Source organism: Bacillota bacterium, assembly GCA_012839765.1.
Lineage (GTDB): Bacteria > Bacillota > Limnochordia > DUMW01 > DUMW01 > DUMW01.
In genome coordinates this window covers 1-8,464 of the sequence record DUMW01000097.1, presented here as the reverse complement: position 1 = coordinate 8,464, position 8,464 = coordinate 1, and the positions used below count along the sequence as shown (strand labels likewise).

Below are 8,464 nucleotides of genomic sequence, written 5' to 3'. Positions count from 1 at the left end.
CCCGAAATAGGCCCTTCTCAAGTGCGAAAGACTCGGCCTAAGGTCCTTAACCAGAGATGGACCACCGTTTGGCGTTGGAGTAAGGCTTTCAAATGCGGCTTTTTGGGTAGCAGTTGAAGTCTACGAAATCGCAGTATTAGTTTCGGATCTCGAGTCTTGCAAGGTTCGTCAAGCAATAGTGTACATAATTTTGCTATGTACAGGGAGCCACCGGCAAGGGTAGCTCCCTGTACATTCTGTTATCTACGGGAGAGTTCTTCGTATACTTCGTTATAGTACAGAGCATTTTCCACCGGCGTGTTCGGGGGAATGTGATTCCCCACTGCCATGAAGTATCCAGGGCATGGTTTGCCAAGGCGCATGCACCTTTCCACTTCGGCCCGGATGTCTTCTTTGGTTCCAGTCAGCAATACCCGGGTATCCACGTTCCCGATGATCACATGGGTCTTACCATATTTTTCCACTATGTATTCCAGATCGGTCAATGGTTCTAGGACAAAACCGTGGGCTCCCGCTTGGGCTATGTCATCCACAAACAACGTATAATCCCCATCGGATGTGAACAGAATCTTCTTGCCGGCTTCAATGATGGGGGCCCACAGGCGTTTGTAGGCAGGGAAGACGTATTCTCTGTACCAAGCGGGATGGAGGATGGGCCCACTGCTCCAGACAATATCATCATGGCACATGAATACATCCACGTCGGTTTTGGCGAAGGCTACGAAGAACTGGGAAATCCACTTTTCCCAACGTCGGGCAACCTCGCCGAACCGGACGGGGTCGTAGCCCGCGGCCAAAAGAAGCATCTCCCAGCCGAAGGCATCTATGAACCCCGAAAACATTGTTATGTAGACTCCACAACTGTTCACACAGTCGGGAAACCTCTTGCAAGCTTTCGCGTACTGGGTGTGGTACATCTCCACGAGGTCTTCCTCGGGCCATACTCCATACTCTTCCGCCGGATCGAAGGCATAGACGTCTTCTACATCCTGAAATGGACTTGGTTTTGCCTGCCGTTTGTCTGCACCATCGGCTTCATACACCCCATGGCCCATATCGGTTCTGCGTCCATGCACCATGAAGTTGCTGCTAACGCTTACGGTCCAGTAGTAGTCATAATTCCAGGCCTTCACGAAACGGATGCTAGCTTCTTCCTGCTCTTGGGGGTCACTTTTGCTGGAGACATTGGTGCCTAGGACAGCGTTAACCAAGTCCCAGTGCCTGTTAGCCGAGTACTCGGTTCTTGGTACCCGGGACGGCATCTCTAGGTTTATTGCTGCCCAACCGTCTGCATACGACACGTTGGTTTCCTCCTCCTGCTTTTAGGTTTGTACTAATCTGCCAATTCTACGGAGAGACACTGGGCGTATTCGGTGGTCTTCTCCGGAGGCAACTGGACAAATAACCCGTAATTGCCTTGTTCGAAGGATAGCATTTCGTCACGGCCTAGAAGCTTTACTGCTACGATCCTCTTGGTCTGATCCAGAGCAAGACTTCTCACCAGGACTTTGCGATCCTCTGGCCAAGACATCAGGAAAACATACACCTTGTTGCCCTTGGTGGTAAAGCGGAAATCTTGGGTAGTCCAAGCCATTTCCCGTTCCTTGAAGGCGCCCCCCTCTATCGTGGTGGGCCCTTCTCCGGAAACCTTCCATGATCTTGTACCATAGATGCCTTCACCATTCACCTTGATCCAGCGTGCCATACGATCCAATATGTATCGACACTCGTCGTCTAAGGTTCCGTCAGGTCTTTGCGGGATGTTCAGTAGCAGGTTTCCGTTCTTGCTTACAATATCCACGAGCATTTCAATGACTTGCTTAGGTGTCTTGTATGTGGCGCGGACATTGTAGAACCAGCTGCCCACACAGGTGTCTGTCTGCCAAGGATAGGGGATTATGTCCGGTTCTACTCCTCGCTCTATATCCAAGACACCGATGGCTGCTACACTGGGATTACGATCCTTGTGGGTATAGACTGCTTGGTTTTGGCGACGATGCCGTTTTGCGCTACTATTGTAAAGATGAGCTACAATGTGTAACCCGTAGATGTCGAAGGGCAAGCCTCCGTCGGAATAGAGGAGGTCCGGTTGATGCTGGTCAATGAGGTCCTTGATTCGCAAGAACCAGTGCTTGTGCCACCAGGGATTTTCCGTGTACCAGGGGCCCATCTTCAACTGGTATTCCTGCTGGTTGGGTAGATAGAAATCCTCGTAATCCGGGTCACTGCCATCATAGGGTACGCCCGCATAGGGCCCCTGCTTATCCATGCCCTTGTTGACACTGAACCAGGAGAAGGTGGCTCCTAGGTGTTCCGATAATCCAAAGGGTAACCCATGTTTCCTGGCGGCCTCCTGCCAAAGACCTACGATATTTTTCTTGGGACCCATGTTTACCGCATTCCACTTGTTGTGGGTGGAATCCCAATTGTCGAAGTTGTCATGATGAACTGCCTGGGCCACGAAGTACTTTGCTCCGGCGGCCACATACAGTTCCATCAATCCTTCCGGGTCAAACTTTTCCGCTTTCCATAGTTTCACGATGTCCTTGTAGCCAACCTTTGATGGATGCCCGTAGACGCGCCAATGATGGCGATAGTGCTCGTGCCCCTCGATGTAGATGTTGCGGGCGTACCAATCGCCCACCATGGGTACGCTTTGGGGACCCCAGTGGGACCAGATTCCCAGCTTCGCATCCCGGAACCAATCGGGACACTGGTAAGTTCGCAACGATTCCCATGTGGGTTCAAAGGGACCGCGCTCAATCGACAGCTTCATGATTTGTCGACCTCCTTATAAATTTACAGTTTTCTTGCTTGGATCCCCTGTTGAAACTTCTCCACCAGGTCCAACGAAACCATACCTGTTTGAAAAAACTGGGTGTTGGCCATGCCGCAGGCCATAGCCAGTCTGATTGACTCTTGTTTGTCCTTTCCCCGCAAGAGGCCAACGGCTAAGCCAGCTACAAAGGAATCACCGGATCCCACGGGGTTGACCACTTTTACCGGAGGTCCGAAGAAGTGATATACGCCATCGTCTAAGGCAGCAAGGCAACCAGCGGCGCCTAGTGTAACAACGGGCAACTCTATTCCCGTTTCCTTTAGTTCTATTAGGAGTCTGACGCAAATCTGCAAGTCGGTAGTGTCTTTTCCGGACAGTTTGGCCAGTTCCTCCTGATTGGGCTTGATGGCATAGGGCTGTTCCCGTAGGCCTTCGACCAGATAATCCCCACTGGTATCCAAAACGAACCGCCTTCCCTTGGCTTTGGCTCGACTAATTAGCTGTCGGTAGAAGTCCTTAGGCAAACCTTGGGGGAGACTGCCGGAACCGGTGACAATGTGACATTCATCCAGGGCTTCTTCATATGTGGCAAGGAATTTCTCTATTTCTTCCGCTTGAACCGTCGGTCCTGGTTCCAGGATCTCTGTGGAGGTTTGATTGACTTCATCGGTGATGTTGATACAAATCCGGGTCTCGCCGGCAATGGGGACGAAACGATTCCGGATATTCCGTCGTTCTACTTCCTCCTGGATAAAAGCACCAACCCTGCCGCCCACCACACCGGTGGCGGTAACGGCCACACCCAGGATGGCGGCCACCCGGGCCACATTCAGTCCCTTGCCGCCGGCGGTGGCGGTTACTCTCCGGGGCCGAAATACTCTTCCCACCTGGAAATCATCTACGGAGTAGACTTTGTCCAAACTCGGGTTCATGGTAATTGTGAGCAATCCAAATCCCACCTTAGAGTTCATCAGCCAACCCACTGCAGCCACACAGCAGGATCTTCTCCCGTACTACCTTTTCCACTGCGGCCTTGGCCGCGCCCATGTACCGACGGGGATCCGTCTCCGTGGGATCCTTGCAGAAGCATTCTTTGATGGCCTCCGCCATCGAGTCTTTCAGTTCTGTGGCAATGTTAATCTTATTGATCCCCCGCCGGATGCATTCCCTGATCACCTCATGAGCAAGGCCCGAGGCCCCATGGAGGACCAAGGGCAGGTTTAGCCTGTTTCTGATGGCGGATAGACGTGGGAAATCCAGTTTCGGTTTCCCTTTGTATTGCCCGTGCGCAGTACCGATGGCGACGGCAAGGGTATCCACTTGAGTGGCCTCAACAAAGGCTTCCGCTTCCGCGGGATCTGTAAGCGCCGCCTTTGTGTCGTCCACCATCAGATCATCTTCACTGCCGCCGATGCGCCCCAACTCTGCTTCCACTGCGACTCCGGCCGCATGAGCCACTTTCACCACTTCCCGAACCAGAGCTACGTTCTCCGTGTAGGGGAGGTGAGAGCCATCGATCATTACTGAGGTATACCCGTGCCGGATACACCGGACGATGGTTTCAAAGGAGGAACAATGATCTACATGCAGCCCAACGGGGATATCCACCAATTCTGCAGCGGCCTTGACACAGGCAGCAATTTGCGGGATGCCGGTATGGCGCAGGGTTCCCGGTGTGGTCTGAATGATCACCGGTGAGCGCTGTTTGGCGGCGCCATCGATCACCGCTTGCACCGTTTCCAGGTTGTGCACATTGAAGGCGGCAATGCATAAGCCCCGTTCTTGAGCTACTTTCATCAGCTTGATTGGATTCACTAAAGGCACGGTTCTACCCCCTAAAGAGTACCTTGCCCTTGACTTTCCCTGGCTGAGCTAGGTCCGCGAAAACTTGGACCACATCGGACAGGGGAACGATGCGATCAATCAATTCTTCGTACTTGATGAGTCCCTTGCTGAAATAGTAATCGGCCAACTCCCATTCGGAACCGGGGAAGGGTGCTGAGTAGGACATCCAGGAACCACGCAGTGTCAATTCCTTTCGATTCAGCAGTTCAAACTCCTGGGGCGCGATTTGCAAAGGTTTGGTGGGTGTGCCGATAAACATCACATTACCTTTGTTCGCTGCCAGCTCCAAACTCAGTTTTTCGGTGAATTCCACCCCCGCGGTCTCAAAAATCATGGGCAGACCTCGTCCTTTGGTCAATTCCATTACCTCTTGATGAAAATCTTTATCGGTGGTGTTGAAGCAAAAGTCGGCCCCGTATTTCTTCGCAATGGCCAGCCGGGACGGATCCAGATCGAAGGCGAAAATGCGTCTAGCCCCTAGGAGCTTTGCACATTGCAAAGTTAATAGGCCAATGGTGCCTACCCCCAGGATTCCCACATCGGTGCCTCCGTGAAAGCCCATAACGGAAAGACCGTGGAGGGCCACGGTGGTGGGCTCGAAAAGGGCACCCTGCTCAAAACTAATTCCTTCAGACAGTTTCCATAGATTTTTTTCGGGCAGCTTTACATATTCGGCCCAACTACCAGGCAGTCGCGAGCCGATAAAACTATAGTGGCGGCAGAGGGCGTAATCTCCCTTCGCGCAATCTACACAAACCATACAGGGGAGGAGGGGAGCACCCACCACCGGATCGCCTACTTTGATCCGGGCGGTATCTTTGCCTACTTCCACCACTTCACCGGAAAACTCATGCCCCAGGATGATGGGGTAATATCGGGCACTGGTGCCCAACACCCGCGGCAGGTCAGAACCGCAAACTCCTGTAGCCCGTACCCGCACTAACACCTCGTGGGGCTCAATCCGAGGTTTGGGTACATCTTCATAGCGAATGTCCCCAGGTCCATGGACCACTGCCGCTTTCATCATCATCTATTTCCACCTCCCTATTCACCCAGGCTCAGCTCGGCAAGGTCGCCAAAGCAACCCTTTAACTGTTGGTAAAGCTTTAGGTATAGTTGATAATATCTAGTATAAATCTGATGGTTAATCGGGTTTGGTTCATGGATCCTTTGTATGCGTACCGTTTCCTTCACGGCGGAGGCGAAGTCCCTGTATACCCCTACACCCACTCCGGCTAGGATTGCCGCGCCTAATGTGGTCGCGTGATCCGAGAAGGGAACCTGAATGACCTTGCCGATGATATCTGCTTTCAATTGGGTCCAGACTGCGCTGTTGGCGGCACCACCGACGCTGACCAGAAACTCGGTTTCCGCCTGGGCTTCCAAGGCGGTTTCTAGGTTATGGCGCAGGGAATAGCCCACACCTTCCATCATAGCTCTAATCATGTGGGCCCTGGTTTTGTTGAAGGATAATCCAAAGAAGACTCCCCGGGCGTTACTGTCCCAGATGGGTGACCGTTCGCCGGCCATGTAGGGGAGGAAGATCAACCCGTCACTGCCGGGCCTAATCCGGGCCGCTTCTTCACTCATCACCACAAAGGGACTAATGCCCCGCTCTTGGCCCAGCTGTTCTTCGTAGGCACCTAGTTCTTCCCGGAACCAGCGCAAAGTTCCACTGCCACCCACGGTACCCCCTTGCAGCAACCAAAGGCCCGGCACCACATGGTAGCCTAGGATCAGGCGGGGATGCATACGCGGTTTGTCAAGGACGATACTCATTCCACCGGCCTGACCGCCCTGCTCCTGGGTTTGGCCCGGCTGGATCACCCCTGCCCCCAAGGTGCAGCAAGCGGCATCCAATCCTCCAGCAACCACGGGGGTTCCCGGGACAAGACCCGTCTCTTGGGCTGCCGCAGTGGTCACAGTACCCACAACCGCATGGCATGGGGACAAGGGCGGGAACTTTTCCAGATTGATCCCCAAGGTTTCTGCCATCTGTTCATCATAGCGCCCCTGGGACATATTGAAAAAATGAAAGGCGTAGGCCTGGGAGTATTCCTGGGTGTAGGCACCGGTCAGTTTGTATACGATATACGAATTGCTCTGAAGGAATTGATGGGTCTTCCTATACACTTCCGGTTCATGTTCTTTCAACCACAGGATCTTAGGAGTCCCATAGGCCGGATCTATTGGATTACCGCTTAGACTGAAAAGTCTTTCTTCTCCGGCCTGCTCTTTCATCCACTGGACAGGGCCTTCCGCCCGGCGATCAAGCCAGATCATGACCCGGCGCAGCGGACGGCCCCCTTCGTCCATGGGTACCCAGGACCAACTGAGACCGGCCACGCCAATGGCGGCGATTTCCCTGGGGTGGAGCTTGCCGAAACGGATCATCCCGTTTATGCCCTTGCACACCGCATTCCACCAGTGAAGGGGATCGTGTTCTACCCAGTTCACCGCGGGATAAAAAGTCGCATAGGTCTCGGTTTGACTGGCCACCACATCTCCTTGAAAATTGAAGGCTGTAATCTTACACCCGGATGTACCGATATCGATCCCCAGTAACAGATGCTTGGCCACGGGACCAACCTCACATTCAAATAATACTCGCTATGGAGCGTCCTTCCACGAATTCTGTCTTCAGACGCACCAAAGTGGGGTAGTTATTCTTGTCCCCCGACAGGCGTCTGTACAGTAACTTCGCAGCCTGGGTGCCGATTTGCTCACGGGGTTGCACTACCACCGCCAGAGGGGGATTAACAACCACCGAAAGCTCTAGATGATCGAACCCCACCACCGACAGATCCTCGGGGATTTTCGTCCCTAGCTCCTGCAAACAGGTGATGGCGCCGATGGTCATTTCGTAGTTGGAGACCAAGACTGCCGAAGGAGGACGAGACTGGGTCATCAGTTTTTTCATCAAGTCGTGACCGGTGCCCGCTTGGTAATCCCCGTAGACGATGAGGTCCGGATCGATGGGCAGCCCGTAGTCTGCCATTACCCGACGATAACCTTCCAAACGTTCCCGGGCGGTGTAAATGGACTGTGGGCCGGCGATCAAACCAATGTGTCGGTGCCCGCGGATAATAAGCTGCTCGACCGCATGGTATACCGCGTTGGTGTTGTCCACAACTACGGCATCGGTCTGGAAATCCGAGGTCAAGCGGTCAATGAGCACCACCGGTAGCTCCCCTGCGGCGACCTCCTCGATGTGTGATCCTTGGTCACTGACCGGCATGACAATGACTCCATCCACGGCCTTGGATTTGACAAACTCAAGCTTCTCCCGCTCCTTGGCTGGATCGTTGCTGCAGCTGCAGACGATGACACTATATCCGTGGGGCTCGAGATAACGTTCGATGTTCTCGATGATGCTCATGGAAAAGATATTGGACAGACTAGGCACCAGCACCGCCACCGTCATCGACCGGTTAGTGCGCAGGGTCTTAGCGATGGGATTGACCCGAAAATCCAATTCCTTAATCGCCCGTTCAATCCTGACTCTGTTTTGCTCGGTTACCCGGTGTCCGTTCAAATATCTGGAGACGGTTCCTACGGAGACTTTAGCGAGCCTAGCCACGTCTTTGATCGTCACAGCCATGTCTTCTTCCTCGTTGTTGAAACGTTATAACCGAATTCTAGCATAACCGGTGAAAAAGGTAAACACGCTAAACCCTTCCAAGAGCGGTTATACGTTTTTTGTGATAGGTCTTTGTTATCTTTCTTGTGTTACCATTTCGTTGGAGAACTAGCTTTTTCTACTGTTTCCCTGGAGTCTTGGGGGCTTGTGGAGTTATCGGTACCACGTGCCTTTGAGCAACGAAGGCAGTGAAGTCTCTT

General features: G+C 53.1%; 7 protein-coding genes. All 7 read right to left on the bottom strand.

Annotated features, from left to right (window positions below):
- Window positions 1-239: 239 nt before the first annotated feature.
- The 7 genes from GXX57_09655 to GXX57_09625 are packed head-to-tail and all read right to left on the bottom strand — an operon-like array spanning window position 240 to window position 8,213.
- A complete protein-coding gene (locus tag GXX57_09655; protein HHV44912.1) occupies window positions 240-1,301 on the bottom strand; it encodes a hypothetical protein in 1,062 nt (353 codons plus the stop codon).
- Between the two features lie 32 nt (window positions 1,302-1,333).
- Window positions 1,334-2,776, bottom strand: coding sequence for an alpha-L-fucosidase (locus tag GXX57_09650; GenBank protein HHV44911.1), 1,443 nt, complete (start codon window positions 2,774-2,776; stop codon window positions 1,334-1,336).
- A gap of 23 nt (window positions 2,777-2,799) precedes the next feature.
- Window positions 2,800-3,711, bottom strand: coding sequence for a 1-phosphofructokinase family hexose kinase (locus GXX57_09645; protein HHV44910.1), 912 nt, complete (start codon window positions 3,709-3,711; stop codon window positions 2,800-2,802).
- A gap of 28 nt (window positions 3,712-3,739) precedes the next feature.
- Window positions 3,740-4,603, bottom strand: a complete 864-nt coding sequence (locus tag GXX57_09640; protein ID HHV44909.1) for a class II fructose-bisphosphate aldolase — start codon at window positions 4,601-4,603, stop codon at window positions 3,740-3,742.
- Between the two features lie 4 nt (window positions 4,604-4,607).
- Window positions 4,608-5,648 (bottom strand): galactitol-1-phosphate 5-dehydrogenase, encoded by a 1,041-nt coding sequence (locus GXX57_09635; GenBank protein HHV44908.1) that lies wholly within the window; start codon window positions 5,646-5,648, stop codon window positions 4,608-4,610.
- Window positions 5,649-5,668: 20 nt separating this feature from the next.
- The gene (locus GXX57_09630; GenBank protein HHV44907.1) at window positions 5,669-7,204 is read right to left on the bottom strand and encodes an FGGY-family carbohydrate kinase; all 1,536 of its coding nucleotides are present in this window, start codon (window positions 7,202-7,204) and stop codon (window positions 5,669-5,671) included.
- A 16-nt stretch (window positions 7,205-7,220) separates the two neighbouring features.
- The gene (locus GXX57_09625; GenBank protein HHV44906.1) at window positions 7,221-8,213 is read right to left on the bottom strand and encodes a LacI family transcriptional regulator; all 993 of its coding nucleotides are present in this window, start codon (window positions 8,211-8,213) and stop codon (window positions 7,221-7,223) included.
- Window positions 8,214-8,464 lie beyond the last annotated feature (251 nt).

Bases quoted from the DNA above. Each gene is read 5' to 3' on its own strand.
- GXX57_09635 (HHV44908.1), bottom strand. From the start codon at position 5,648: ATGAAAGCGGCAGTGGTCCATGGACCTGGGGACATTCGCTATGAAGAT.
- GXX57_09650 (HHV44911.1), bottom strand. From the start codon at position 2,776: ATGAAGCTGTCGATTGAGCGCGGTCCCTTTGAACCCACATGGGAATCG.
- GXX57_09645 (HHV44910.1), bottom strand. From the start codon at position 3,711: ATGAACCCGAGTTTGGACAAAGTCTACTCCGTAGATGATTTCCAGGTG.